The organism is Burkholderia sp. BCC1972, from assembly GCF_905339605.1.
Taxonomy (GTDB): domain Bacteria; phylum Pseudomonadota; class Gammaproteobacteria; order Burkholderiales; family Burkholderiaceae; genus Burkholderia.
Window position 1 is genome coordinate 58,303 of the sequence record NZ_CAJPGH010000017.1, and the last position, 26,462, is coordinate 84,764.

Genomic DNA, 26,462 nt, shown 5'->3' on the forward strand with positions numbered 1-26,462 from the left:
TGATGTTCTCCCTCGACTCCTTCCCGCCAGGGCCCGCTCCGGCGCCGTGGGCACTGAACGATGATCAACGCAACCTCTATATCGCGAGCCAACGCTTCGCGCGCAACCGACTGGAGCCTTTGCTTGCCGGTTCACCCAGCGTAGCAGCGTGGCAAGAAACCGTCAGACTCGCTGCCGCAACACTTGATCTTGGAGCAATGGTCCTACCCGAGGAACACGGCGGCCTGGGAATCGACCGTCACGGCCTGGCACTTGTTGTCGAAGCGCTCGCCGCCGGACCGCTTGAGCGTGCGTTGGAGTTGACGCTGACAGCACCCGCGCTCATGGTGCTCCGGATGCACAATGCACTCGGTCCAGTTCTGGCTCGGCCAGTTCATGCGTATTTCGACGGCACAACAGCGATCGCATTGTCCGTGCCCGCCATCGACAACGCAACAATATGGCAACTCGGTCCACTGGGCGACGCTGAGACCCTTACCATGCGGATAGATGAGAAGCGGCGCCTCCTCCTCACCGAGCGCCCACGTGATCGGCGACCTTCGAGATCGACAGGCATCGCCACGCTCGGCACCCTCGTGTTGGAGCAATTGCATTCCGACGAAGCCGCGGCCGAAACGCCCCTCGCCGTGATTGCGCGAGCCGACAGCGATAGCGTTCCTCCCGCGCAAACGTACATGACGGAAATCGGCCTCTATCTCGCTGCGCTCTTGACGGGCGCCATGCAACATAGCGTCCGGTTCGCGTTCGATTACGCGACGACTCGCCAAGCGTTCCGAAAGCCGTTGTCAAATCATCAACTCGTCGCGGCGCGATTATCCGACATGCTGATCGCCGCCCATGGCACCCATCTTTTTCTGCAAGCTGTCATTGCGACCCGCCCGGCGGCGCCGGTCTCGCTCGTCCGTCAGTTACTGCGACACGTCGCGGCCGAGTCGGTCAACGTCAGTCGCGAATTCGTGCAGCTTTGCGGTGGGCACGGCTATGTTGAAGGTCTCCCGCCGGCAGCCCGCTTCCAGAGCAGCCATTGGGTTGCCCAACTCCTGCTGCGCATCGACACAGCGCTCGGCTGGCTCGCGGAACCGCGGATCGAAAATGGGAAGGTAGACGTATGAATGGTAACGCCCCTACGGATGGCGCGCTTCAGCCCTCAATGGGCAACGCTGCAACGCATGTAACGTCATCCACGTGCTGGTTACGCAAACCAGGGCCGAATGACATCGACGATATCGTCGCCTGGCTCGCTCAGCCGACCATCGGTCGGTGGTTCGACTTCGGGCTCGGCCGCCAAACCCTACCCGCATTGGCGGTGCAAGCAATGGTTCATAGCAGACAGCATCGAATACGTGTGTTCGGTCCAGCTGGCTATGCAGTGCCGAGCGGTATGGTCGCCGTCAGTGATGTCACGCATCGCTTCGCGACGGGCTCATTCTGGATCCTCCGCGACCGGTTGCGGCCAACCTGCGTCAATATGGCTTTCAACGCAGCGACATACCTCCTTCATGAAGCGTTCATCCGTGATCGGCTGCGGTGCATCACTGCATGGGCTGTCGACTGTAATGTTCCGTCGCAACGTCTGCTCGCGCGCCTGGGTTTTCGTCTGATCGGACAGCAACGAGACTGCCATCTCGTCGATGCCATGCGCGTCGGGCGGCTCCTTTACGACCTGCTGCCCGACGACCTCGCGCTACCACGTGCACGATGAATACACCCGTGATCACGGCACTTGCCAGCTATGTGCCGCACACAGTCGCTGTACAGCGTGAGCGCGGAATCGAGCCGACGCTCGGTGCTCCGATGCGGTCCGGTTGGCACGCTTGGGTCGCGTCGTGGCAAGCGGATTACGCCCCATACCTCACAAAGAAAGCAGCGGCAACCAGAAGCGCTGCAGTCAACTCAGCGACGGACGAATTCCAGTATGTGCCTGTTGAGCGCGATACCGATCTATCCGGGCTCGCCGCCAAGGTGGCGCAGGCAATATGTGCGAGGCGGCCAGCCGGTGCAGCGCCGATCGATATTGCAATATTCTGTCACAGTAGCCTCAACGAGCATGTTTCCACAACAATCGCTGGACGCTTGCGTGCAGTAATCGGCACACCCTGCTTTCCATTCTCGGTCTCCCAACAGCAGGGCGCGTCCACGTTCACGGCGCTCCAGCTGGCGAGTGATCTGCTGATTGCGGAGCCCGAAATCCACACCGTCTTGATCGTCGCTGCAGAAAAGTGGTGTCCGCCGTTCTCGCGATGGACGGATCAGGGAATCGTGCAAGGCGACGCAGCCGGTGCCATCCTGGTGGAAAGCTCCGGACCCGCGTCTTCCGGACTGGTTGTGATCGACGCACGCGCCAGCCGCCTCCACCGGTTCGCGACATTCGCCCCGCTCTCAAGCCTAGATATCCACACAGATTGGGTTCCGGCGCTGCGATCGACGATCGACGCGATACTGCGCCGGCACGCGCTTCAACCGAACGACATTGGCACCGTCGTAGGAGCAGGAATAGATCCGCAACTTGATGAAGCTATTTGCCGACATCTCAGTCGCCGTGTCGTTGAATTTTCCGACCGCCGCCACGCCCATCTTGGCGCAGCCGAAGCTATCGTTCAGTTCGCCAATGCACTCGAATCTCACGACCTGTCAGTGTGCGAGCGAGTCCTGACGTGGGGCATCGGCCTGGGCGGTTTCGTCGGTTGCGCACTGTTCGAATCGCATGGCAAGCCGCTCTTATATCTCAATCCGTCATGAGCGCTTCCATCGGGATCGTGCATGCCGCTTACTATCTGCCTGAGCCGGCCGAGGACGTCCACAGCTGGGCCCAACGAACCAAGCAGTCCGCCGAGACCGTCAAACGCCTCGAAAAAGCGGGGGTGCGCTTGTTCTATGACGCTCGAGGACAGACTGCGCTTTCGCTCGCCGCGAACGCCATCCAATCGCTCGTTCGTGCGACCCATCTTGCTCCCGACACGATCGACTTTCTCGTCTACGTTCATACGCTTCAGGGCAGCGTCGCCCCACCACCGCTATCCTTGCCGCGCCTGCTATGCGAACACTTTGGTTTCGAGCAGGCTGAGGCATTCTCGTTTGCACAACAGCATTGCGCCTCGTCACTGGGCGCGCTACGGATCATTCGCGCGATGTTTGCCGCCCGTCCGGCCATCAACCGCGGCCTGCTGGTCGGCGCGGACGTCATGCCCCTCGCAAACGACCGGTCAATGGCCGGGGCCGGATTGCTCAGTGACGGCGCATGTGCCGTGCTCGTCGAACGCGATACCTCGATCAATCGATTGGTCTCGCTGGCCTTTCACGCGAGTGGAGAAGGTTGGCGAGGCACACTGGGAGAAGATGAATCGCGCTTCGCAGCTCAGTACTTCCTTGCGGCGCGTCGACTCGCGACGCAAACGATCGTTGAGGCAAATGTGCCACCAGCCGAGATTCAGCGCATCTTGCCTTCCCACCTTGATCTGCCAACGTGGCGCCGAACTACCGCATCGCTCGGTCTTCCAGCACGCCGCCTGTTTACTGACAACTTTGCTCGGGTCGCGCATGTGACGGTCAGCGATCCATTCATCAATCTCGTCGACTGCGATGATCTGGTTCCCGGTAAGCCTTTCCTGCTATGCGCCCGCGGAGTGGGAGGATTTTCCGCAGCGGCACTCTTCGTTCGTTAACAGGATCGTTGAATTCAGGAAATTTCGCCGACGGAGCGCCACACGATCGCTAAATACGTCGCAATATCGTTCCCGTTCCGGGCGGCGACTTTTAGAAAATCGCGTATTAAACTATTACAATCTATTGGATGACGCACCGATTCAAACCATTAGACTCCACACTAGCTACGCACCCAACGTCCATCTCGACGTAACCCTCCGGCATCGGCCCTAGCATAGCGGGTGCGCGTACATTCAGCGCCCCACTACCATACTTTTTGTCCGAGTCGCTGCCAGAGTGTCGGCGCCTTGCTCCAGAATTTTTCTTGAATGCCACTAGGCAATAAGCGAGGTAGGAGTCATGAGAACGCGATTTCGGCATCGCACAAGCAAAAAAGCATCCAAGCCACCACCATGGAATGTCACATTGGCCACCCGAATGGCGCCAATCCTGTCTCTCTTTACCGATGCAAAGGATATTTCTTCGCTTTCTGACTTGCTTGGCAATGCGGTGCTTCCCTTGGGTTTTCCATGTTATGCCGTCACACGGATCTCCCTGACTTGCGTTCGCTCTAGACCCAGCATGTCTATGGAGGCAATCTGCTCGCATTATCCCAACAACTGGGTGCAGCACTATCTACAGCACAACTATGGCTCCGTTGATCCCGTACATCGAGCGGCTTTTACTTCCTCAGGACCTTATCGCTGGGGCGATATTACCGACTTGAACCATGCTGAGCGACATGTGCTCGTGGAAGCGTGCGACGCCGGACTCAAAAACGGGCTGAGCATTCCAATTCGTGAGGTCGGGGGCAGTGTTTTGCTCATCAATCTGTCAGGTCCATCATCCCGTATCAATGCAGGGACGAGCCGGCAGCTCGCGAGCGTAATCAGCAATCTATTTCGTTTGGAGCTGGATCGGTTCGCTCCTCCCCATCCAAAGGCGTTCATTCAGCTTTCCCCGCGTCAGCGCCAATGTCTTTCATGGGTTGCGCAAGGCAAAACATCGTCGGATATCTGCATGATTCTCGAAATATCCCGCCATACCGTCGAATATCATATCACTGAAGCAATGAAGGTCCTGAACGTGAATAGCAGGATAGCAGCCGCCGTCATTGCCTCCAATTTCGGCCTACTTGATTAGCCACCTTATTTTCAGTCAAATTTCCCCGTGTGCGAGCGCGTCGCCGGCATGATTTAACCATGCCCCCGGGCCTCTCGAATCCCATATATTGAATAATTCTGGACCAACCAGAGATCTTCAATCTCGCACGGATGATGCGCGTCCAATATTCATCTGCGCCTCCTCCCTACCTAACTAGTTCCTGTTGTTGTTTCGACTTGATACGGTGGCGGCCATCAATAAATGATGGAGAACGCAAATGCCACTCATTATCGCGGGTAGGTTGAGCGACTTACCGTTTGAACTTCGTGATGGACTCGGCGCGTTCCGGTACGACGTGTTCGTGCGCCGTCTCGGCTGGCCGCTACCCGATGTTAAGGAAAATGAAACCATAGAATGGGATCACTTCGATGGCGAAAACACCATTCAGGTTGTTGAACTCACTTCCGAAGGGCAGATATGTGGTTGCGCACGTCTGATGCCAACTACCGCCCCGTACCTGCTCCGAGAACTACTTCCTCGATCGTCGAACCTCGATTTTCCCTCGTCACCCACCGTATGGGAGCTATCGCGGTTCGCCGGCTCGGGCATGCAACTCTTTCCGTATGTCATGGCCGTCGCGGCATCCCTCGGCGCGACCCGCATCATTGGTGTCGTCACCCAGGCCATCGCACGGCTGTATCGCCGCTTTGGCCTCGATCTTCAGTATGTGGGACCTCATCCGGAGACCGCTACCTCTCCGTTCGTGGTCTGCGCCATTGATCTCACGCCCGCCGCGTTCGCCAAACTTGGATCCGATCTCGATAGTCTCCGATCTTCAATCACGTGGCATCGTCCGCTCACGCCGAATGTTCGTGGCTCGGTGGCGGGGACGGTACCACGCGCTGCTCGTTGCACGGCAGACGTCCAATAGATCCCGTCCCGGCGGCGACCGTCGCGCTTCGCCGAAATTTGTGTGCTCGACTTCCACGACTACAACTAGGATGTGGATCGCCGGTGGTGATGTCGGTTATCCGCATCCTTTACCCAATCCGGCCGGATGGCGGATGCGTAGGCCTGACCGGTCCGTGAACCTTCGCCGCTTGTCTGCGCCCTCAGTCCGAGACGTTCATCAATCGCATGAGCGACAGTCGAAGATTTTGGCAGACGGCCGTCATCGCAGTCCGTCCAGAACACATGCATCGCGTCGAACAAAACTGAGAGGATCGCGGTCAGGTAAGGCAGGCGAACGACTACACCGCCTCCCATCGAATTGCCATCAACAGGACCGTAGTGATCGCTCGGCACGTCGGCAGGCAGGTCTATCCGCAACGCGTCAAGTTCACGCTGCAATCGCTCTTCAACGCAGTAGTGTGCGGTCGCCGAGTTCGCCAGGACCTTGCCAAGCTCGCACAGCTTCTCGTCTTTCAGTTGAACGCATCTTGTGAGACGACGAATCTGCGTTTCGGCCCTTCGCAAACGGATCTGTAAGGTCGCGCAATCGCACGCCGGTGCCGAGCATGCGCTTGTATCACTCGATCGCCAAACATTATCGCATTGCTCCATAGCAGGCCTCGCCTCGAACGTGGCGATATGTACTCCACACACCGCGAGAAATCGGACCGATGATGCACCGACCTGGCCGGACTCATCGCGCCGGCGCAAATCGGTTCATCTTTTTTCGTTCCTTCACGCAGCAATGTCAACTGTGAGGATTGGGGGGGGTACCGATCAACGCATCTGCGAAGTTGAACGATATGGAAAAAACGAAACGTCCCACCACAACACCGACGCAGAATTGGTCCATCAGCTGCACGATATCTCGCACGTCCTGAAAAAATGACGCGACTTGTCTGAAGTTTTACGCTTCGGGAAAGTCAGCGATCACAATATAGGTCTCCTCATTGTGCCTACGACGCAATCCAATGGAGACGGCCCCAGCGCCCCCTGGCTGATCAGAGTGGTGAGCGCACATCGGCACACAGCGGGCGACCGCCCAACAATTCGCGAATGATCGTCGACAATTTGCGTACCCAACCGCAATCGGCCAGTGTACGGATTTCGATTGCTCCATCAGGTGCGGCCTCGAAGGCGATAAATGATCGACTCCTGGCCCAAACGGTGAGAAAATCCCGCAATCGGTCCAATTGCGCTGCCCACAATGACATGTCGCAGACATGATGCGTCGCAGCGAATTGCCCTGTTCAAAGCGACGATTTCAATACTGTTTCTTTTAACCACATGGAGTGAAGAATGGCCACATATCATGAGTTGAAAGCCAAGGCTGAAGCACTACTCGTGCAAGCGGAAGAGGCTAGGCAGGCCGAACTAGAGACCGTGCTTGAAGAAGTTCGCGCGCGGGTTCAAGAGTATGGTCTCACACCGGAACAGGTCTTCGGCCGTAAGCGCACTCGTGACGCGAATGGCAGCCAACCTGCGACGCCGAAGTATCAGGATCCAAAAACGGGAAAAACGTGGAGCGGGCGTGGCCGCGAACCGTCATGGATCAAGGGCAAGAAACGTGATCGCTTCTTGATCGCCGAATAATTAAGGCTGCTTATCGATCGGGCACCCTACAGGGGGGGTGTCAGAATTTCCGTGTTCAAGGCGGGTTGAGAATCACACAGATGGTCGAACGAAGCGATCCGCGTAAAGGATAGCGAATTGGTTCATGGCCGTCCTCCAGTCGTGAGCGGCGCGGCTCCAATTGTCGGTGATATCACGCAGCTCGAGCCAGATGAGTTTCGTGGCCGCATCGTCGCTCGGGAAGTGCCCCGCGGGTCCGATGATCTTGCGCAATTGCGAGTTGATATTCTCAATGGAATTGGTAACCGGCATGATATAGCCGGTGCCTTGCGGTCCCGCGCCGAGTGGTTTGAGCGTATGGTGTGACCATCCGGGACAGGGGCACTGGGGAGCACTTCGGGTGGGCATGCCCTTGAGCCCGGCCGTGACGGCAATCAGAATGTCGCTGACGCCGCGCGTCTTCAGACGCGTTGAACACCTTCATCCAGAATTTGGCGCCCTCGGTGCCTTCGATCCGAAGGCGGAAGATGTCACGCGAGCCGTCGGGCAACACGCCCAGCGCCAGATAGACCGCCTTGTTGCACACCACGGCGTCTTCGCGGATCTTGCCCCGCAGCGCATCGAGGAACACGACCGGATACATGGGCTCGAGCGGGCAAGCCTCCCAGGCGGCGACTTCGGTCATCACTTCGTCGGTGACCGAGCTGATGAAATCGGGCGAAACCTCGGTGCCATACTGTTCTTGCAGGAAGCCTTGGATTTCCCGCACGGTCAGGCTCCGGGCGTACATGGCGACGATTTTGTCGTCGAAGCCCGTGAAGCGCCGCTCGTGCTTAGGGATCAGCAGCGGTTCGAAGCTGCCGTTCCGGTCGCGCGGCACGTCGATGCGAGTCGGGCCGTCCTCGGTCAGCACGGTCTTGGCGTCAGTGCCGTTGCGCTGGTTGGTGACAGCGACCGGTTTGGCCGCGCCGGACGGATAGCCCAGAGGTGGCGCATCTCGCCGCCCAGCGCCCGTTCGATCAACGCGTTCTTGAACGCCAGCGAGGCGGCATTGATGGCTTCGGCCGTCATCGGACCATTACCGAACTGCTCAAGCAGCTCGGCGGAAATCGCCGTCAGCTCTGCAGGCTTGGCTTTCGGTTTGCGTGGCATAAACACTCCTTGATTGGATGTTATGCCTTAAACACGAAATTTCTGACAGTCCCCCTACAGCTCTCTCCGAGCCCGCAGCTTCATGCTCAAGGCCAGTCGGATCTGTATCAAGCTGGCTCAAGCGATTCAGATCCGCCTCAGCTGCCCCAACGTTGAAGCACCCGCGCCCCCCTTCGGAATCCATGTCGGTCGTCTCGGCAGCGACTCCATTTCACCAATGGCAGCAATACCGCTAGATATCAGCGAATTCGATCGTCCTCGCATCGGCAGCAGACTCCAACCACCGCTCGCACAGACCCGCCAAGTAAGACTCCCGCAGTCGCAGATGGCTCGCTATCGATGGTCCTACCCGCATTTAGCAGCCGCAATCCAAGATCGGCCGCAATGCCTTGACTGCAAGGGTACGCCGAACAGATCCCGACAAGATGCCCCACAAATTGGTCCTCACCGACTCTGTTACGTCCGGGACGCTCCCTATAAGCCGCCGCGGTGCTGACATGTGGTTTTCGACGAGAGTCTTAATTATGTAAAATACAAATGGAGTACTAACGAACGCGTTTATGGGTACATCGGTCGGCCACTATCGCGTCACCGCAACTGTTGCAATCAACGTAGTCAAGGCGGAGGCCTGCGTAAAGCTGTACGCGTGGGGGCCAAATACTCTCATTGAATCTGCGCGCCGGGTCTTCGAACCATGCTCGTGAAGCACCCAACCGTTCCCACATCTGAGTGTCGTGTCGTCGGCGCACGCATGTGACGCAGCACGTCGATCGCTCCCGCTTCCCGTAAACACTCACCGCTTGGATGCGTCAGACCGCCGACGAGATCGGGCGTGGCCGACGCGCCGCGCACTCTGCACGAGGCAGCAGCGGGGGATGCCATCGATCACGCCGTGCGCCGACCGCCCTGTTCCGACGCGGACCGGCAGATAATGGTCCACCCAACCTGTAGAAAGCAAACATGCAGCTCAAAGCTACGCCAGAATTTCACGCGGGAACCTCCAGGTTGCGAGTGTGAAGACGGGCCGCGTCGTGCGCCGCCTCGCGTTCCACTCTCAGATGTGGCCACGCGCTTGTATGCTTTTGGGGGTGCGAACTCGCTACGCCGGCGAGCGAACCCACGCTGGGAGTGGCCGAACGTCCATTGAGCGCGCGTAGGTGGGATCCACGCAGTCGTCGAAAATGTCGAGGTGACCATCGCTAGGCGCCCAGCTGAGTTCGCGCCGCGTACGCGGCGCGCGCGTGCGGCTGCATGACGAAAACACGATCGGCCCCATGAATTTATCCCAGATCTCCGCTGCTTCGCTGACGGTGACGCTTCGAGTAGGCGCGTCCAAATGCCGACCGATCTTCTCCGCGAGCGACCTGTAGCTCGTCTCGCCGGATACGGCGTGATAAAGCGCCCCTGCAACGCCCTTTTCCAGTGCTAGTCGGTACACCTCGGCCAGATCATCGACGTGAACGTTGGAATAGACGTTAAGTCCGCGGCCAACGTAGCAAACTGCGCCGGTCTTCGCGGCCGAATGATACAAATCTGCAATGACCTTGCTGCCGCCATGCCCCCAAACTAGCGGCGGACGAATGCAGAGCGAACGGATACCACGCGCTGCGCTCGCACGAACCATGTTTTCGATTTCGAGGCGCGGGGCTATCTGACGCCGCGGCGGGAATGTGTCGTCCTCAGCATAAGTGTTCTCGCTCCAGTCGCCGTCGGTGCGCTCGGACAGCAAACTGGTACCGCTGGTGAAGATGAAAGGTTTGTTGCTGCCCTCAAGATTGCGCAACATGGCCGAGACCACGCGCTGCTCGTCTTCAAGCATCAACTGCGCGGCCCAAACAATCGCATCGTGATCGTGTCCGAGCGAGGTAAGTTGGGCATCGTCACTCAGATCGCCATGCAATGTTGTGATGCCAGCCGCCTCGGGCGAGTCTGCGCTTCGGGTGTTCCGGATGAAACCTGTCACGCTGTGACCAGCCGCAATGAGTCTGGCGGCAACGTGCTTGCCGATATATCCTGTTGCACCTAGGAGGAGGATTTTCATTTTCCGGGTTCTCTCTGGAAGGTAATCGAAATCAGCATACCGCCTCGCTTGGGAGGTCTATCGTTGCGCAAGCACTTAGACCGTGCTCGTGTTCAACAAGCACTTAGAAATGGTTTCAAAAAGGCTTCGTAGGGGCTGCTAACCCGTAAGGCAACCTGTTAACCTTGATCGTCGTGACAACAGGATCGAGGAGATGGGCAAACCAATCATCGACGACGAACTGTGGGCACTGATCGAACCGCTGCTACCACCAGCGAAGCCTCGCCGCTTCAAGTATCCGGGCCGCAAGCCGGATCCGGCGGCGCTGACCGGCATCTTGTTCGTGCTGAAGACCGGCATCCGGTGGCGAGATTTGCCTGCAGAGATGGGATGCGGTTCGGGCGTCAGTTGCTGGCGAAGGCTACGCGATTGGCAACAGGCCGCCGTATGGGATCGCTTGCACGCAGTGCTTCTAGCAAGGTTGCGAGCGGCGGACAAGATCGACTTCTCGCGCGTGGTCGTGGACTGGTCCTCGATTCGCGCGGTTGGGGCGGGCGAAAAACTGGTCCGAACCCCACCGATCGAGCGCGACCCGGATCCAAGCATCACCTCGCCACCGACGCCAACGGAACGCCGATCGCGGCAATCCTGACTGGCGCCAACCGTAACGACGTCACTCAACTCGTGCCGCTGATTGAGGCCATCGTGCCGATCGGCGGCAGACGCGGACGGCCTTTGAGCCGTCCTGGCCGCGTCTACGCTGATCGCGGATACGACCACGACAAATACCGACGCGTACTTCACGAGCGCAGTATCCCCACTAGCATCGCCCGGCGTGGCCACCCGCACGGCAGTGGCCTTGGGAAAGTCCGTTGGGTTGTCGAGCGTACACATGCCTGGTTGCATCATTTCCGTCGTCTACGTATTCGCTTCGAACGTCGCGCTGACATTCACGAAGCGTTTCTCAAACTCGGCTGTTGCTTGATCTGCTGGAACACTCTTCAGCGCGCGCAGCAGTCTTTATGAAACCGTTTCTTAGGCTTCGGTTGATCCGCTATGGCCCTGATCGCGGGTTTCACGATATCGACTTAACCATCCCGCTTTTTGCATTAGAATGGCTGCTCAGATCAATCTATCTAGCAACCGTCGCTCAAGCTCTTTCCGAAACTCTAATGCGCCAAACGAGCGAACTTTGCAAAGCTCTCCATTAATTGCAAGTGACGGCAATGTCACTACGCCTAGCTCGATCGCATAGTCAATCTCGTCAATAACATTGACGTCACGCCAAATCACTTCCGATGCGCATACCTCCCTGGCGATTTCCTGCAGCGCATCGTCGATAAGCTTGTATCGGTTGCAACCGGGCGCAAAGAAAAACTCCACTCGCAGGCTCATAGATCTCTCGCAGGACTGGGTAGCGATCTCATCGGCACAGCCGAGCCCGACCTCATGTAGCAGAGGTGATCCAGTTCGCGACCGCTTGGTGAGCTTCGCTACAAACTATATTTGCATGCATGTCAGAATGAGACGCTAATAACGTTGGCGAATGTACGCGGTGAGCGGTGTCAGGACGATCCCGTCCTTCCCGCACCGCGAAGCGATGTTCGTCTTCCGACACCCGATCGGTCATTCGGCGATCCGATTCCGAGTTGCTCGGATACAATCTTGGCCACCCGAATTGCGTCGTCAAAACTCTGCTCGGTCGCAACGTGCTTTCGATCCACGTTCACGATCCAGCTATCGAACGCATAGCGCCAACGAATGCGACGCTCCTCTAGCAGAACAGAAAACCAGCGCCAGATCGATGCATCTTCTGCATTTACGGCCGCCGCCGCATCGAGACGGGCGCGTTGCATGACTCCCATTTCTGCCAACCGTTACCAGTTTGAGGTTCCAAACCGGCGTCGGCTACTAAGCGAGCTGAGTCGCGAGTTCCGGCACGAGCGCGAACAGATCGCCTACCAGGCCGTAGTCGGCTACGCTGAAGATCGGCGCTTCGGAGTCCTTGTTAATCGCGACAATCACCTTCGAATCCTTCATGCCGGCCAGATGCTGGATCGCACCCGAGATGCCGACCGCGATGTACAGCTGCGGCGCGACGATCTTGCCGGTCTGGCCGACCTGGTAGTCGTTCGGCACGTAGCCGGCGTCGACGGCAGCGCGCGATGCGCCCAGTGCTGCCGACAGCTTGTCGGCCAGCGGCTCCAGCACCTTCGTGTAGTTCTCGCCGCTGCCCAGGCCGCGGCCACCCGACACGATGATCTTCGCGCTGGTCAGTTCCGGACGGTCCAGCTTCGTCACTTCACGGCTCACGAACTGCGACTTGCCGGCGTCGGCCGCCGCTTCGATCTTCTCGACCGCCGCGCTGCCACCTTCGGCTGCAACCGGATCGAAACCCGTTGCGCGCACCGTGATGACCTTGATCGGGTCGCTCGACTGCACCGTCGCGATCGCGTTGCCCGCGTAGATCGGGCGTTCGAACGTGTCGGCACTGTCAACCGCTGTGATGTCCGAGATCTGCGCGACGTCCAGCTTCGCGGCGATACGCGGCGCGATGTTCTTGCCGTAGGCGGTCGCCGGCGCGAGGATGTGCGAATAGTCCTTCGCGATGTTCAGCGCGGTCGCTTCGACGTTTTCCGCCAGGCCTGCGGCCAGTTGCGGCGCGTCGGCCAGCAGCACCTTCGAAACACCTGCGATCTTCGCCGCTGCGTCGGCCGCCGCTTGCGCGTTGTGGCCCGCAACCAGCACGTGGATGTCGCCACCGATCTTCGCTGCCGCTGCCACCGTATTCAGCGTCGCGGCCTTGATCGATGCGTTGTCGTGTTCTGCAATCACCAGAATCGTCATTTCTTTCCGCTCCCTCTTACAGCACCTTGGCTTCGGTCTTCAGCTTCTCGACCAGCGTCTTCACGTCCGGCACCTTCACGCCGGCTGCGCGCTTCGGCGGCTCGACCACCTTCAGCGTCTTCAGACGCGGCGCGACGTCCACGCCCAGGTCTTCCGGCTTCACCGTTTCCAGCGGCTTCTTCTTCGCCTTCATGATGTTCGGCAGCGTCACGTAGCGGGGCTCGTTCAGGCGCAGGTCGGTCGTCACGACCGCCGGCAGCGACAGCGACAGCGTTTCCGCGCCACCGTCGACTTCACGTGCGACGGTTGCCTTGCCGTCGGCGATCGTCACCTTCGACGCGAACGTCGCTTGCGGCAGCCCTGCCAGCGCAGCCAGCATCTGGCCCGTCTGGTTCGAATCGTCGTCGATCGCCTGCTTGCCGAGGATCACCAGTTGCGGCTGCTCCTTGTCGACCAGCGCTTTCAGGATCTTCGCGACGGCCAGCGGCTCGACGCTGTCGTTCGACTCGACGAGGATCGCGCGATCCGCGCCGATCGCAAGCGCCGTACGCAGCGTTTCCTGCGCTTGCGTCACACCGACCGACACCGCGATCACTTCGGTCGCGACACCCGCTTCCTTCAGCCGCACCGCTTCTTCCACCGCGATTTCGTCGAACGGGTTCATCGACATCTTCACGTTCGCGATGTCGACGCCCGTGTTGTCCGACTTCACGCCAACTTTGACATTCGCGTCTACCACTCTTTTCACAGCAACAAGGATTTTCGTCACTTCAGGTAGCTCCAGAAAATCGATAACCATCACACATGCTTCTCTCTGTACGAAAGAATTCGAATCTATTAAGTCGGCTCTCACGCCCATTGAGTATTGTCAACTAGACGCAGACGCTCTCTAACGGATGTATCCCCATGCGACTGCGTGGCGAAAAGAATTTTCGTACGATCGCGTGATTCACATCTCTGAGTGAACGAAACATCCAGACCGGAGAATCGTCTTTGTCGATCAATATTGATCGTACTCCTTCGCAAAAATCACCGACCTCGATGGCCCGAACGGCGATATCGAACTCCATGCGGAAACAGTCTTCCAGAGACATCGATCGTGCCCGCAGCAGCATTTCCCGGGTCACATCGAGCATCAACGGAGAACGCGCAAGCAACGCGTCTATTGAAGCTCGAAGCCAGCCACGCTCTTGTTCCGATACATCACTTTCGAGTGCACGGTCCATCGATTCGACGATCTCTTCAACTGTCAAATGGACGCTGAAGTGCTCCCGAATCAACGGGAGGAACCGGCCGAACCCGGAATCCGGAATCGGATCCAACGGCGAGATAAAGACATCTCGCATACTCTGTCGAACATCGGTCAGATCGAGCATCTTGAGCCGCCTTTCGAAGTTCTTCAACGACGCACTGGGCGCATAAGCATCCGCAAGCCCTAGGCGCATGGCATCCGGGCCGGACAGTGTTTTCCCCGTCAAGCCCAAATAGAGCGCCACCTCGATCGGGATACCGGACAAAGACCTGATCGCACCAATTCCCGACAGGAAACCCAATCTTGTTTCAGGCAGTGATACGTTGGTTCGCTCAGTGACGACACGCAATGATGAGGATTGTGCCAGCCCCGTTCCGGAGCCGGCCGTCACGCCATCCATCAGCGTCACGACAGGTTTTTTCAAGCTGCGAAGTGCGAACTGGAGCCGATACAGATCGACAAGCATCTGACGCCATCCTGCATCGCACTTCATGACGAGGCGATACAAATCGTTCATATCGCTTCCCGCACAAAAATTCCCGTCGTGTCCGCCCCGCATCACAAGTGCGACGACATTACGGTCCACGTGACAATGCTCCACCCACTCGACCATCTGACGCACCATGTCATGCGACAAGGCGTTCATCGTCTCCGCCCGGTTCAGTATGACGACTGCAACGCGGTCGATCTGCTCGAACATGATTGTCCGGTCTGCGTTGCAGCTACCCAGCGGGTCGAAGTCAAGCTGAAATGGCACTGCGCGACTGATATCCACTTCATCCATCTCCAACCTGAGCGCTGTTCGCCTCGCGATGCGCGGATTCGTCAAGCTACCGCACAATATGCCGCGCGCCGGCCAGCGAACAACTAATTTCGATTGCCAATGCGAAAACCCGTGATCGACTACTCAAAGTGCTGCGCTCGACTCACTCTTCACTTTTTCCGTCGTAAACAGCATCTTGAGAAGCAGAAACACCACGCGAAAACTCAGCAGCTTCAACGCGCTGCGCAGTTCGCCGGGCGTCAGATGCGCTTCGATGGGCATGGCCCCCATGATGGTTCCAGTAATGACCAGGTGATCGCCGCTCGGCTTCAGCGCGTCCACCTCCATCAAATCTCCGTTGTCGGACGTGTAGAGCTTCATATCCGTATCCTTTTTCCAGTGTCGCGATCACAGGCTCACGAAAGCCCTTTTCAGATCGACCTTCCAATCCATCAGCATCTTCATCGCGGTCGCGCGCCCACCCAGCGTCACGGCGCCACCCGGATGGAGGAACGGCCCGGCAAGATAGAAGCCCTTGAGGCCCGGCACCGTATATTGCGCGAGTTCCGGAATGGGGCGCCGCCCCATGAACTGCGAAATCGTCGTTCCGCATCCGAAGATATCGCCGTGCTTCATGGATGCAGAATGCCGGTGGTGGTCGAGCGGAGTTTCGCGATACGTGCCGATGATCGAGCTGCGGTCAAGATTTGTTGTGTATTTGCACATCTCGTCGTAGATCGCGTCGCACCAATGCTCCTTGACGTCATCCCATGCCGCGAGGCCGCCATTCGCGAGTTCCAGCGGCGCGAAATGGTAGAGGTACATCGCAGCCTTGCCGGCTGGCGCGCGGGACGGATCATGCAAGCTCTGAACGGCAATCAACGGGCTGAGGTGCCCCTCCGGCATCTCGCCGTAGCGATAGGCGTCGAAACTCTTGCGCAGTGCCCGATAGTCGCGCTGCACGCATTCGACAAGCATCGATTTCGAATATTCGTCGCCCGCCTTCCATTTCGGCGCCTCGCTCAATGCGATCTGCTGATTGATCGCGCCGAACGAGCTGAGCGTCACCTTCTCCGCGGCGGCAGCGACTTCGGGATCGACACCCTCGACGAGCTTGCCCAGATCCCACGGATGGATCGAGCCGACGACCGCGTCCTTCGCGGTGATATACGACCCGTCCGCGAGTTCCACGCCAACGGCACGGCCGCCGCTAACCTTGACCCTGACGACCTGCGAATTCGTTCGAATTTCGCCGCCGTAATGCTCAATGCATCGAATGATCGCCTTCGTCAGGTTTGCGCTGCCGCCGACCACGGCGCCCGCGCCCCGCGAGTGCGCGATACCCAGGAGCATCGTGGGAACGATCCCCGTTCCCTTGACCTCCGGAGCCATCATGAGCTCCGCGCACCACTTCATGATGTGCATTTTCAACTCGGGCGACTCGAACGTCCGCTCGAGCACGTCATAGGCGCTGTCCAGCAGGTTTGTGACCATGCGCCGGCCCTTCGGAGTCTGCTCGAGCATCCCGAGAAACCCGCCGACCGGGAGAGGCGGAGCAAAATAGCTTTTCAGAAAAAGTGGCAGCAGCGCTTGACTTTCCAGCACGAAATTCCGGTAGGTTTGCGCGTCACGCTCCGAAAATTTCGCGATCGATTCGCACGTGCGATCGAGATCGTTCCACGTAATCAGCCCGGTGTTATCGTCGAATACGGTTGCGAACGTCGCCTCCGTATAAGCCCACTCCAGCCCGAAGCGGCTCTCCAGTCCGAGTTCATCGTGCGTGAGCGCCGGGTTGGCGAGGCAAATGACCATGCCGGTGGCATGCGGATCACCCGTGAATCCGGGCGCGGGAGCTACCGACACCACGCCACCGCCACAGTGATCATTTTTCTCGAGGACGACCACGCTCTTGCCGATTTTCGCCAAATACGCGGCAGCGGTCAGCGAGTTGCTACCGCCCCCAACTACAACGATGTCGTATGAATCCCGCACCTGACTGTCTCCAATATTTGATGAACACGCGTTCTCACGCGATAGGTACGACGGTCTTTATCGAAAAGAGGCGTCGCGGCAAAATTCTCTTCAATAAGATTTCGGCAGATCGAGCACGCGCTCGGCGATGAAGGAAAGAATCATCTGCTCGGTGACTGGCGCGATGCGCGGAAGAATCGACTCCCTGAACAGCCGCTCGACCTGGAATTCACGCGCATAGCCCATGCCACCGTGGGTCAAAACCGCTCGCGTTGCAGAATCGAATGCGGCGCGCGCGGACAGGAATTTGGCCGCGTTCGCTTCCGCGCCGCACGGGATTCCCTGGTCGTACATCCAGGCAGCGCGCAGGCACATCCAGTAGGCGGCTTCCGTCTGGGTCCAGCACTCCGCGAGCGGATGCTGAATACCCTGATTGCGCCCGATAGGCTGGCCGAACACGACTCGGTCGCGCGCATAGGCAGATGCGCGCCGGATCGCGTCGCGCGCCAGGCCGACGGATTCGATCCCGACCAGAATCCGCTCAGGGTTGAGACTATCCAGCAGATAGTGAAAACCCCGTCCTTCCTCACCGACACGATCCTCTTCCGGCACGAACAAATCGTCGATGAAGACCGCGTTCGAATCCACGGCGTTGCGCCCCATCTTCTTGATTCGCCGAACTTCGACCTTGTTGCGATCGAGATCCGTGTAAAACAGTGTCATGCCATCGGTCGGGCGCTTGCATTCGGATTTCGGCGTCGTCCGCGTCAGAAGAAGAATCTTGTCGGCAACCTGCCCTGTCGACGTCCACATTTTTCGGCCACTGACCCGATAGCCGCCGGGGGCCGCTGTCGCAAACGTCGAGATGCTCGTGGTGTCGAGTCCGGCATCGGGCTCCGTCACACCGAAGCACGCCTTCTGGTCGCCCTTGATAAGCGGCACGAGCCAACGCTGCTTCTGTTCGGGCGTACCATGCACCACCACGGCATGCGGTCCGAAGAGATTGATGTGAATCGCTGACGCAGCGGAATAGCCGCCGCCACTGGACGTCACCGCGTGCATCATCACGGCAGCTTCCGTAACCCCAAGTCCCGAACCACCCAGCTCCTCCGGCATCGTGATGCCAAGCCAGCCCGCGGCCGCCATCGCCGCATAGAATTCCTGTGGGAAGCGACCAGCCTCGTCGCAATCGCTCCAGTAGTCGTCGCCGAATTCGGCACATACCTTGCGCACGTTGGCATCGATTTCCCGATGCAATTCAGTCAGCTCGAAATTCATAGAGACCCAGCTAAAGTCGGTAAGGAGGGCCGGGCGATCGAATCGCCCGCCCGACGGAAGCCATATTAGTACGGATGCATACGATATGCAAGAGGATACTCTTGTCGCTGCGACTTGCCGCAGTCGTGATCGCCAGCGCGCCACGTCGTCGCCACCGGGTGTACGTAGCAGTGTTCCGCGACCATCGACAAAGCGTCTTCGGCGAAGCGCGGAACCCACTCCTAGTCATCGTCTGATGTTTGGCACGCACATATATAGTATGCGTGCGCATGATATGCTATCGAAAAAACGTGGAACGGAGTTGACCGAGGCCCGCACTGTCCGGAGCCCTCGCCGGCCGGACTACATTCACCCACCATTTGGAGACGTCATGCGCAAGGCAGACAAAGTCATCATCACCTGTGCCGTCACGGGTTCGATCCACACTCCCACCATGTCGAGTGCGCTTCCCGTCACACCTGAGGAAATTGCGGAAGCGGCTGTCGGGGCCGCACAGGCAGGCGCTTCCATCATTCATCTGCACGCGCGCGATCCCGAGACAGGGCGCCCCTCTGCGAGTGCGGATCTGTTCATGCAATTCCTGCCTGCGATCAAGCGGCGATGTGACGCAGTTCTGAACGTCAGCACCGGCGCAGGACTTGGCATGTCGATGGACCAGCGCGTCGAAGCGGCACGTGCCGCCTGCCCCGAAGTCGCGTCACTCAACATGGGGTCGATCAATTTCAACATTTCCGGCGCCGCGGAAAAAATCGATCAATTCAAGCACGACTGGGAGCGCCCTTATCTCGAGAGCACAAAGGACTTCGTCCTGAAGAACACGTTTCAAGATATCGAAACGATCATCGTCGAGCTCGGGCATCGACATGGCGTCAAATTCGAGTTCGAGTGCTACGACGTCGGACACTTGTACACGCTCGATCACTTCGTTCGTCGCGGACTTCTGAAGCCGCCGTTCCTGATCCAATGCATTTTCGGCATTCTCGGCGGTGCCGGTGCCGATCTGGAGAATCTCGCGCATATGAAGGCCGTCGCCGACCGCCTCTTTGGCGACGACTACTATTTGTCGGTACTCGCTGCAGGCCGTCATCAGATGCGATTTGTGACGCAGAGCGCGCTCTTTGGCGGTCACGTACGCGTTGGCCTGGAAGACAGCCTGTATATCGGCCGTGGCCGCCTTGCAGAGTCCAACGCAGAGCAGGTTGCGAAAATTCGCCGCATCCTGCAGGAGCTTTCCCTCGAAATCGCAACGCCAGATGACGCGCGTCAAATGCTCGACCTCAAAGGTCAGGATCAGGTTGGATTCTGAGTCGGCACCGCGAATCCACTTGCTCCATCGAGGTGTCATCCCGATCCGCGCACCTCGATCGAGGTGTGCGGCGAGAGAGGCATTGAAGTCGATCTCGCACGCGAAATCATGAAGTCAGGGGGCCCGGAGATGGATCTGCTGCACGAAAATGCGTTGAAACACCCGCAAAAGGCCGCCGTAGTCATGGCGGGCGGAGAATCCATCACGTACGAGGCGCTCGACAGACGAGCGACACAAGTCGCGCATTGGCTCATTTCCGTTGGTCTCGAGCCGGGAGACGGCATAGCGATGCTGATGGAGAATCATCCCGGCACTTTCGAGCTATGGTTTGGCGCCCGTCGAGCCGGTCTCTACTACACGCCCTTAAGCATCCATTTGACCGCTCGCGAGGTAGCCGACATTCTGGACGACTGCTCGGCCAAACTGCTGTTTACCACGTCGAAGACTGCTTCAATCGGTGAGCAACTCCGAACCACGACAGCGACAGCGGCGGCCGATATCCGCCATGTTGACGTCGACGGCCCGGGCAACGATCCGCATTCGTACCAAGCGGCAATCCGAGCCGTTCCGGACGGCGTCGAGCTGCCGCGCCGCCCACTCGGCCGCGAGTTCATTTACTCGTCTGGAACAACGGGAAAACCCAAGGGAATTCGCCGCCCACTCGTTCGACATGAAGATCGCTTCGTGCTCCCGGAACTCGAGCAACGCCTGCGAGCGCTCTTCGAATTGTCGCGCGACACACGCTATCTACATCCGTCACCGCTCTACCATTCGACCGGGCGCTTCAACATACGCGTCATCGAATGCGGCGGGACGGCCGTAGTCATGGACAAGTTCGATGCTGAAGCCGCGCTTGATGCCATTGAGCGATATCGCATCACGCACTCGCATTGGGTGCCGACCATGTTCATACGCATACTCGCCTTGCCCGATGAAATTCGGCGGCACCGCAATTTGGCGTCGATGCGCTTGGCGCTCCATTCGGCCGCGCCATGTCCTGACAATGTCAAGGAACATATGATTGATTGGTGAGGCCCGATCCTGACCGAGTATTATGCGGGTACGGAAAACGCAGGACTCGCTTATATCGACTCATACGACTGGCTGCGGCATCGTGGTTCAGTCGGCCGCCCTATTACCGGGAAGGTCCATATCGTCGGAGACGATGGCGCCGAACTCGTCGCCGGTGAGGTCGGGCATATCTTCTTTAGCGGGGGCGTGAGTTTCACGTACCACAACGACGCAGCAAAAACGGCGTCAGCGATCGACGACCATGGCTGGAGCACATACGGCGACCTCGGTCACGTCGATTCGGATGGCTATCTGTACATCAGTGACCGGCGCGCCGACTTGATCGTCACCGGGGGTGTCAACGTCTACCCACTTGAGATCGAAAACGTCCTTGCTGTACATCCTTCTATATGCGATGTCGCTGTGGTAGGCGTGCCAGATCCAGTCTACGGCGAGCATATAAAGACAGTCGTCCAATTGAAAGCCGACTACATCGGACGTGTATCGGTTGCCGATCTGCAGGCATTCTGCGCAAGCCAGCTATCTAAGCTGAAATGTCCGCGAAGCATCGATTTCACGATGACACTGCCGAGGAATGAGTCGGGAAAGCTGTTGCGGCGGGTTCTCAAGGAGCAGTACCGAACAACCCCTCTTTCTCGCCAAACTCATAAGCAGTAGGTCATTCTCTCAACTATTGAGGATGTCCTTCAGTGCCTGGTTTAGCCGTCGATGCTTGTAGAACGCTATCCAGTCGGTGATCAATAGGCTGGTAGTTTTAAGGTTCTGGAGCAGCGGCTTCGGTCAGACACATCGCTTCCGCGAGCAGAGAAAAATGTGGCGTCGTGCATTTCTTTCGCACGCGATTGCCATGCGTCAAGGGGACGTAACAGCAATATGGAAACCAACACGCCAATCCCGGACATGCCCTGGGAATGCCTACCTCCGACCGATACTGAACATAGGCTTGCCACACGGCATCAGTGGACCGACAGCCCCCCTTTTGATCATCGGCTCGATTAACGCCTCCAACGATTTGCTTGGCGCTGGCATGTGCCCCCTCCGGCCAGCGCCTCGTCTCGATCAAGCTGGACGTGTCAGCTACCGAACGTCAACTTTCCAATGCTGTTTCCGGTAAATTCACCGAACCAAATTTGCCCTGCTCGAGTGCTGTTAAGATCGCAAATCCCCGCCAAGGGTGTATGCACGGGAAACTCCTTGAGGGTGTTGGTAGCGGGATTAAATTGCGCGATCTTGTTCCCGCCCTCAAATCCACCTTCTGCAATATAGATGTTTCCATCCGACCCCTCCCGGATCGGACCAGGGAACGGTAACGGCATACCAAGCGATGACAGCAAGTTTGCCGTCAGGCCCTGAAACGACAACATATCGTATTCGATGATATTTCCGGAATTGACATCGAGACGTCCGAATTTCTGAGCTGCCGTTTCCGTAAACCAGATTATTCCGTTGTGGTCTGTAGTTACGCCCTGCGGCAACGCCGCCGGTGTAGGCACGTTGTACTCATTGATTTGCCTGGTAAAGACGTCGATCGTTGCAATCTTGTTAGCGGCCGCAAGCGAAATCACCATTGTGTTTCCTGGCCCAGGTTGGATGATCTGAGTCGCCACACTCACCGTCGAGAGAGGTGTAGGCAACGGAATAATTTCAATGTTTTTCGTCAATACGTCGATTCGACCTACAGCATTGACACCAGACAGGCTGAACCACATTGCACCGTCTTTACCCGCTGCAATCGCACTCGCCAAGGCCGTGCCGACACTGATCGGCGTTTTCAGAATTTGACCAACTGGAATCGGGTAGTTCTGCATCGCCCCGTTCGTCGTATCAAGTCGTGTGATGACGTTCGCCGCCACCTGAGGAAACCAAAGTGCTCCGTCCGGGCCGATCTCCATTCCCCCTGGCACGGCTGCCGGCTGGCCTAGCGGAAAGGAAGTGAACCTTCCGGAGCTCGGGTCAAATCGAGATATCGCACTCGCGAGAATGTCTTCGATCCACAGAATTCCGCGGCTATCGAACTTTAGTTCGCACGGACCAGCTGCGAGGTTCGGCAGCGCATACTCCGTGACCTGAGGTGACCCGCCAAGCAACTGGGCCATCGAAGCGGATCCGGCACTCAAGAATCCAGCGGCCAGCAAACATCCGATCACACGGACAGCTACTTTCTTGCGGCCAGCGTTCGTCTTTCCGCGACCGAACTTGGCTGCGCGGTTCAATCTCTTATTAAAAAACATGCGATAGTCTCCTTGGAGTACGTGGATCCACGATCAGGTAACGCACTTGCATTCCGGAAAACACTGCCCAGATCGACAACATTTTCTTCTTGAACCAAGAGGTTTTCATGCTGCCGACATTCCGCATTTCATAATAATTCCGTTGTGCGTAATGTTCTTCTCATTTTTTACAATCCCCGTCATTATGCACATTACAATTTCGATAAAAATCGTTAAGTCTTATTTAACATCGATCTATCCTGACTTGAAGAAGTCAGGGAGATAACCTTGTTGTCTTAGTGGCGGCACCTTGACTTCGATGCGTCCGTGGCGCTCACGAGCGGCATACGTCGTCAGCGGTAGGTGAGTCACCGCGTTCACGGCCTGCCCGCTTTCGACGTCGAAACGGGCACCGTGACGCGGGCAATGAATCGTACGTGCATCCACGATTCCACCTTCGAGGGGTTGCCGGGCATGCGGACAGAGATTGGCGAATGCATAAACCCCCGTGTCTATTCTGCAAACAAGGATGTTACGGCCGCTCACGCATGCCGCACGTTGCCCACGGACCGGCAAGTCGGCCGCTGCCATCACATCGACAAAGTCGTCGTCGCTCACAGGTTCCCCTCCCGGACTTGACCGCCTTCAAATGTCGAGGTAACGGTCGAGCGTCTCATGGAAATGACTGATACGGCTTTCCTGATACTGCCCCGGCGTCGTGAACGCATGTTTCTCGCTCGCCGACTTCAGGCCGGCCTGGATGTTGGGCAGATTGCACATGTCCTGCTCGAAGATGTGGCTGATCAGGCCAAGCTGCGGCACGGTATCGAACGTATCGTCGAAACCCAGTTCCACGACCGGTGCAGACGGCGGACGCGGTACATGATTGCCGGGAAGCGGAAGCAGCAGGCGAATGACCATGACCGATTCGTTCGGATTGTCCTTGTACGGCAGGAACTGATACGTCAACGGCAGCCCCTCTCCATACCAGGGACAGAAATTCGGGAACATGAAGTACTGAATCGTGTCGACCAGCTCCGCATCGGACAAAGAGGTAAAGTCGCGTCCCAATGCAGCACCCATTGCCTTCCGGCGCCACTCCGCGAGTTCGGCTCGCCCTCGGCCGGCCGATGCGTCGAATTTCGGCATGACTGCGTCAGGGCCCATTGCCATCGCGAAGACCTGCGTGACGGCATCGAGCGCGATTTGCTCCGACGCGTCGTCGCCGAGATGCGGGCTCGGAATACCAAGCGGCGTGATCAGTCGGCTAATATGACTCTTTCCGTCATCCCAGATGTCGTACTGCGTCGACGCATCACCGGTAAACGGCAGTGCGTCGGCGTGCGTTTCGATGACGTGATACGCTTCGAGAAAGGCCTCCAGCGTCACCTTCCAGTTGGCGCGAACAAGCTTTCGCACATGGACGAATGTGAAGCGGTCCTCGGGCTTCCAGCTCTCGAAATGCTTGGGCAACACACCCAGCGCGTCCGACAGCGGCGCGGCATTCGAATCCGGGTTGATGAAGACGAAGCCGCCCCATGTTCCGACCTTGGCTTCCGGCAAACGGTACTCACCGTCCGAGATCTGCGGAAAATCCCATCGACTCGGAATATGCTTCAGGCTGCCATCGAGATGCCATTCCCAACCGTGGAACGGACAGCGAACGTGCTCGCCAGAACTGCGGCCGCCGCACAAACGCGTGCCGCGATGCAGACATGAATTATGGAACGCGCGAATTTCGTTCGGCGCGCTTCGCACGATCATGAAGGACAGGTTGCCGACGTCGTAATTGATGCGATCGCCAACTTCCGGGATGTCCTCTTCCCGGCACGCGAACTGCCATGTTTTCTTCCAGATTCGCTCCGTCTCGAGGGATGCGATTTCGGGATCCCAGTAGTGAGCGAACGGAATGGCGCGGGCGCCGGGCTCCGTATTTCCGCAAGAGCGCAGCGCTGCCGGAGGCGGACGGCTATCTCTCTCGAGCAGCTTGCAAACCAGGGGGCTCACGCTTGACGAGTGACCACGCTTGCGGTCGCCGGCATTGTTGTTGCTCATCCTGCCATCTCCTTTGCATCATGTGTAGGTATCGGAATGCCTTGATCGTCGCGGCACCCGTGGTGAAGCTTGCACGCTCCTCTTCGGTAGGCTCATGATATATATCAACGGATACGATATGCAAGCATATCTATATTCACTCGGCACCGTAGGCATTCCGCGCAGTTCCGCGGGCGCTGCACAGCGCACCCTGAGCGAGCGCGCCCCTTTTACCCTGCCTGGTGGGCTCGTGCGCGCCGTCACCGAATGTCAGCGCCGCAATAAGCCGTATACGCAGCATCGTTGACTTTCGGTGTAGGCCGGCACTGCGAGCAGGGTGTCAGTCGCTTCCGTGATGCGCCGGTAGACATATGTCGTATGCTTGCCTATAGTATTCCAGAGAACCACATGCGTGGCTTGCCACCCTAGGGAAAAGCCCGATCATTTGCCTATCTACCCATCCAGGAACCATGAATCTCGAAAAGGTACTCACGAAGCAATTTCCGGAACTCGAACACCCGCTCACTGCGCGCGATTGCATGTTGTATGCCCTCGGAATCGGTGCGGGAAGTCAGCCTGACGACCCCGGACACCTGCAGTTTGCGTACGAGCACGGCCTCAAGGTATTTCCGTCGATGGTCAACGTCATCTCGCATCCCGGCGGCTGGGTGAAAGAGCCCGCGCTCGAGATCGACTGGGTGAAGCTGCTGCATGGCGAGCAGAGCTTTGAAACGCATCAGCCGCTCGAAGTCGGCAAGACCTACATCGGCAGCTTCCGCGTGTCGAAGGTGATCGACAAGGGGCCCGGCAAGGGCGCATTGCTGTATCAGGAGAAACAGCTTCGAGAGAAGGAGTCGATGAACCTCGTCAGCACGGTCACGTCGACCTACGTGCTACGAGGCGACGGCGGATGCGGCGGCACAACCACGGAAGCGCCCTCACCCCATGCGATACCGGATCGTCCGGCCGACGCCCGTTGTAGCCTGCCGACCCTTCCGCAGGCAGCGCTTCTCTATCGATTGTCCGGCGACTACAACCCGATCCACGCGGATCCGTCATTGGCACGCAAGGCGGGTTTCGACCGCCCGATTCTGCATGGCCTGTGCACACTTGGCGTCGCGACGCGAGCCGTATTGCAAACCTATTGCGACAACGATCCGCTGCTTCTGCGTTCACTGAGCCTCCGCTTTTCCTCCCCTGTCTATCCAGGCGAGACCATCGTTACCGAGATGTGGCTCGACGGTTCGATCGTCAGTTTCAGCGCGAGGGTCGCCGAGCGCGACGTCGTCGTACTGAACAACGGTCGCGCCGAAATCGCACAGTGAGAC

At 58.2% G+C, this 26,462-nt stretch carries 25 protein-coding genes and 1 pseudogene; 12 read left to right on the plus strand and 14 right to left on the minus strand.

What is annotated here, in order from left to right; genetic code table 11:
* Window positions 1–2: 2 nt before the first annotated feature.
* The 6 genes from U5798_RS23190 (at window position 3) to U5798_RS23215 (ending at window position 5,677) form a co-directional block, all read left to right on the plus strand.
* Complete coding sequence (locus tag U5798_RS23190; RefSeq protein WP_322083299.1) at window positions 3–1,112, plus strand: acyl-CoA dehydrogenase family protein; 1,110 nt, start codon at window positions 3–5, stop codon at window positions 1,110–1,112.
* A complete protein-coding gene (locus tag U5798_RS23195) occupies window positions 1,109–1,702 on the plus strand; it encodes a GNAT family N-acetyltransferase (protein ID WP_322083300.1) in 594 nt (197 codons plus the stop codon). Before U5798_RS23190 ends, U5798_RS23195 begins: the two co-directional genes overlap by 4 nt.
* An 8-nt stretch (window positions 1,703–1,710) precedes the next feature.
* The gene (locus U5798_RS23200; protein WP_322083301.1) at window positions 1,711–2,739 is read left to right on the plus strand and encodes a 3-oxoacyl-ACP synthase; all 1,029 of its coding nucleotides are present in this window, start codon (window positions 1,711–1,713) and stop codon (window positions 2,737–2,739) included.
* Window positions 2,736–3,662, plus strand: a complete 927-nt coding sequence (locus U5798_RS23205) for a 3-oxoacyl-ACP synthase (protein WP_322083302.1) — start codon at window positions 2,736–2,738, stop codon at window positions 3,660–3,662. Before U5798_RS23200 ends, U5798_RS23205 begins: the two co-directional genes overlap by 4 nt.
* Window positions 3,663–4,080: 418 nt before the next feature.
* Entirely contained in the window at window positions 4,081–4,785 is a 705-nt protein-coding gene (locus U5798_RS23210; protein WP_260429051.1) for an autoinducer binding domain-containing protein, read from the plus strand.
* A 238-nt stretch (window positions 4,786–5,023) separates the two neighbouring features.
* Window positions 5,024–5,677: an acyl-homoserine-lactone synthase gene (locus U5798_RS23215; RefSeq protein ID WP_322083303.1), complete on the plus strand. Its 654-nt coding sequence runs from the start codon at window positions 5,024–5,026 to the stop codon at window positions 5,675–5,677.
* Window positions 5,678–5,742: 65 nt separating this feature from the next.
* Here the strand turns inward: U5798_RS23215 and U5798_RS23220 are convergent, their stop codons facing one another.
* Window positions 5,743–6,309: a hypothetical protein gene (locus U5798_RS23220; protein WP_322083304.1), complete on the minus strand. Its 567-nt coding sequence runs from the start codon at window positions 6,307–6,309 to the stop codon at window positions 5,743–5,745.
* 687 nt (window positions 6,310–6,996) lie between these two features.
* On the opposite strand from U5798_RS23220, the gene U5798_RS23225 reads away from it, so the two are divergent.
* Window positions 6,997–7,290: an H-NS histone family protein gene (locus tag U5798_RS23225; protein ID WP_322083305.1), complete on the plus strand. Its 294-nt coding sequence runs from the start codon at window positions 6,997–6,999 to the stop codon at window positions 7,288–7,290.
* Between the two features lie 72 nt (window positions 7,291–7,362).
* On the opposite strand, the pseudogene U5798_RS23230 reads toward U5798_RS23225, so the two are convergent.
* Together U5798_RS23230 and U5798_RS23235 are read right to left on the minus strand one after the other, a co-directional pair.
* Window positions 7,363–8,421 (minus strand): annotated as a pseudogene (locus U5798_RS23230) (IS256 family transposase).
* Between the two features lie 1,099 nt (window positions 8,422–9,520).
* Complete coding sequence (locus U5798_RS23235) at window positions 9,521–10,462, minus strand: NAD-dependent epimerase/dehydratase family protein (protein WP_322083306.1); 942 nt, start codon at window positions 10,460–10,462, stop codon at window positions 9,521–9,523.
* A 193-nt stretch (window positions 10,463–10,655) separates the two neighbouring features.
* Between U5798_RS23235 and U5798_RS23240 the strand changes: the two genes are divergently transcribed.
* A protein-coding gene (locus U5798_RS23240; RefSeq protein ID WP_322083307.1) for an IS5 family transposase occupies window positions 10,656–11,467 on the plus strand; the annotation gives its coding sequence in 2 pieces (ribosomal slippage) (window positions 10,656–10,998 and window positions 10,998–11,467; 813 coding nt in all).
* Between the two features lie 96 nt (window positions 11,468–11,563).
* Here the strand turns inward: U5798_RS23240 and U5798_RS23245 are convergent.
* The 8 genes from U5798_RS23245 to U5798_RS23280 form a co-directional block, all read right to left on the minus strand.
* On the minus strand, window positions 11,564–11,836 hold the full coding sequence (locus tag U5798_RS23245; RefSeq protein WP_322083308.1) for a glutaredoxin: 273 nt from the start codon (window positions 11,834–11,836) through the stop codon (window positions 11,564–11,566).
* Between the two features lie 170 nt (window positions 11,837–12,006).
* Window positions 12,007–12,297, minus strand: coding sequence for a hypothetical protein (locus tag U5798_RS23250; RefSeq protein ID WP_322083309.1), 291 nt, complete (start codon window positions 12,295–12,297; stop codon window positions 12,007–12,009).
* 55 nt (window positions 12,298–12,352) lie between these two features.
* Window positions 12,353–13,288 (minus strand): electron transfer flavoprotein subunit alpha/FixB family protein, encoded by a 936-nt coding sequence (locus U5798_RS23255; protein WP_322083310.1) that lies wholly within the window; start codon window positions 13,286–13,288, stop codon window positions 12,353–12,355.
* A 16-nt stretch (window positions 13,289–13,304) separates the two neighbouring features.
* The gene (locus tag U5798_RS23260) at window positions 13,305–14,087 is read right to left on the minus strand and encodes an electron transfer flavoprotein subunit beta/FixA family protein (protein ID WP_322083311.1); all 783 of its coding nucleotides are present in this window, start codon (window positions 14,085–14,087) and stop codon (window positions 13,305–13,307) included.
* Window positions 14,088–14,160: 73 nt separating this feature from the next.
* Window positions 14,161–15,324 carry an enoyl-CoA hydratase/isomerase family protein gene (locus U5798_RS23265; RefSeq protein ID WP_322083312.1) on the minus strand — a complete coding sequence of 388 codons (1,164 nt, stop codon included), beginning with the start codon at window positions 15,322–15,324 and terminating at the stop codon, window positions 14,161–14,163.
* A gap of 123 nt (window positions 15,325–15,447) precedes the next feature.
* The gene (locus U5798_RS23270) at window positions 15,448–15,684 is read right to left on the minus strand and encodes a hypothetical protein (RefSeq protein ID WP_322083313.1); all 237 of its coding nucleotides are present in this window, start codon (window positions 15,682–15,684) and stop codon (window positions 15,448–15,450) included.
* A gap of 27 nt (window positions 15,685–15,711) precedes the next feature.
* Window positions 15,712–17,295 carry an NAD(P)/FAD-dependent oxidoreductase gene (locus tag U5798_RS23275; RefSeq protein WP_322083314.1) on the minus strand — a complete coding sequence of 528 codons (1,584 nt, stop codon included), beginning with the start codon at window positions 17,293–17,295 and terminating at the stop codon, window positions 15,712–15,714.
* 90 nt (window positions 17,296–17,385) lie between these two features.
* The gene (locus tag U5798_RS23280) at window positions 17,386–18,552 is read right to left on the minus strand and encodes an acyl-CoA dehydrogenase family protein (RefSeq protein ID WP_322083315.1); all 1,167 of its coding nucleotides are present in this window, start codon (window positions 18,550–18,552) and stop codon (window positions 17,386–17,388) included.
* A 370-nt stretch (window positions 18,553–18,922) separates the two neighbouring features.
* On the opposite strand from U5798_RS23280, the gene U5798_RS23285 reads away from it, so the two are divergent.
* The 3 genes from U5798_RS23285 to U5798_RS23295 all read left to right on the plus strand — a co-directional run bounded on the left by U5798_RS23285 (window position 18,923) and on the right by U5798_RS23295 (window position 21,547).
* Window positions 18,923–19,858, plus strand: coding sequence for a 3-keto-5-aminohexanoate cleavage protein (locus U5798_RS23285; protein WP_322083316.1), 936 nt, complete (start codon window positions 18,923–18,925; stop codon window positions 19,856–19,858).
* A 129-nt stretch (window positions 19,859–19,987) separates the two neighbouring features.
* The gene (locus U5798_RS23290; RefSeq protein WP_415859511.1) at window positions 19,988–20,890 is read left to right on the plus strand and encodes an AMP-binding protein; all 903 of its coding nucleotides are present in this window, start codon (window positions 19,988–19,990) and stop codon (window positions 20,888–20,890) included.
* Window positions 20,891–21,076: 186 nt separating this feature from the next.
* On the plus strand, window positions 21,077–21,547 hold the full coding sequence (locus tag U5798_RS23295; RefSeq protein WP_415859512.1) for an AMP-binding enzyme: 471 nt from the start codon (window positions 21,077–21,079) through the stop codon (window positions 21,545–21,547).
* 416 nt (window positions 21,548–21,963) lie between these two features.
* Here the strand turns inward: U5798_RS23295 and U5798_RS23300 are convergent, their stop codons facing one another.
* From U5798_RS23300 to U5798_RS23310, 3 genes are all read right to left on the minus strand, one after another.
* Window positions 21,964–23,121, minus strand: coding sequence for a hypothetical protein (locus U5798_RS23300; protein WP_322083317.1), 1,158 nt, complete (start codon window positions 23,119–23,121; stop codon window positions 21,964–21,966).
* Between the two features lie 234 nt (window positions 23,122–23,355).
* Window positions 23,356–23,718: a Rieske (2Fe-2S) protein gene (locus U5798_RS23305; protein WP_322083318.1), complete on the minus strand. Its 363-nt coding sequence runs from the start codon at window positions 23,716–23,718 to the stop codon at window positions 23,356–23,358.
* A 27-nt stretch (window positions 23,719–23,745) separates the two neighbouring features.
* Entirely contained in the window at window positions 23,746–25,155 is a 1,410-nt protein-coding gene (locus tag U5798_RS23310) for an aromatic ring-hydroxylating dioxygenase subunit alpha (protein ID WP_322083319.1), read from the minus strand.
* A 449-nt stretch (window positions 25,156–25,604) separates the two neighbouring features.
* Between U5798_RS23310 and U5798_RS23315 the strand changes: the two genes are divergently transcribed.
* Window positions 25,605–26,459 carry a MaoC/PaaZ C-terminal domain-containing protein gene (locus U5798_RS23315; protein ID WP_322083320.1) on the plus strand — a complete coding sequence of 285 codons (855 nt, stop codon included), beginning with the start codon at window positions 25,605–25,607 and terminating at the stop codon, window positions 26,457–26,459.
* Window positions 26,460–26,462: the final 3 nt, after the last annotated feature.